Here is a 1,064-nt window from a genome sequence, read left to right as displayed (position 1 = left end):
TCCATAATCCTTTTATTTGCATTTCATTAGATGCTCCACCCTTGCCACCAACTGCTCCTGATGCACTTCCTGAGCCTCCTGAACCATTTACCTTTTCATATTCTATTGGCTTTTCAACTGATACACTCTATATCTTGCATCTAAGCTTAAGTTTACTTTTCCTACTTTCTTCTTTACTTTATTTGATGTATATGCTGAAAATACTGTAAAGTCTTTGTTTTTATTTTTTTTATCAGTTTTATTATATTTATTTTTATCTATAGTAAGTTTATCAGTAAATATCTTTCCTTTAATCTTATTTTCTGTTTTAAATTCTACATCTTCTCTTTTATACTCTAATTCTATCTTTATTTCTTCTTTATGTAATAGTTTATTTGTTGGATCACTTTTAGGTAATTGCCCATTTGCACTTGTATTTCGCCAGTTAGCACTGTAATCTAGTGATGTTTCATGGTTTAAAGTAATCTTTAATACATGTAGATGGGTTCTGTTTTCAAGATAACTACCTGCCTCTTTTAATAGTTTTTTAATACCAATATAATCAAGTTCTTCTTTTCTACTAAAATATAGACTATCAACATCTGCACTAACTTTTCCTAATAAACTTATTGTTCCATTTTCTCCAAACTCTTTTTTTAATCCATACCCTACATATGCTTTAAATAGAAAACCTTTATGATAGCCTGAATATGTCTCGTACCCATCCTCATCAGGAAAGTCTTGATTTCTTAAATGATAATGACTTATGTTTATTCCTGTTAGTATATTATCTTTGTAATCTTCTCTTTCTATTAAAGTATTATTATATTCTATTCCTGCTCCTATTGTTAATCCATAAGGAAGAGATCTTTTTCCTCTTCCTGAAAACCAGGTAGATATATATGTATCAAAGTCTGTAATTAGTGTAAACTTTCTTCCTAAATCATAGTTTAGTTTTCCTTCTATTTCATATCTATGTTCTCTTTGTCCTGGCATATTACTCCAGTGCCATGCTTCAAAAGAACTATACTTTCCATTTACATTTATATCTAAATACCTTAATTTCTTCTCATATCCATAGCTTA

At 29.1% G+C, this 1,064-nt stretch carries 1 pseudogene; it reads right to left on the bottom strand.

Annotation, left to right across the window (positions count from 1 at the left end):
* Window positions 1–102 precede the first annotated feature (102 nt).
* Window positions 103–1,064, bottom strand: a pseudogene (locus tag BUE91_RS07145) (hypothetical protein); the annotation flags it as partial.

Source organism: Streptobacillus notomytis, assembly GCF_001902585.1.
In the GTDB taxonomy this organism is placed as follows: Bacteria; Fusobacteriota; Fusobacteriia; order Fusobacteriales; family Leptotrichiaceae; genus Streptobacillus; species Streptobacillus notomytis.
Note: the sequence above shows the minus strand (reverse complement) of the source record. Positions and strands in the feature narration are given on the sequence as shown.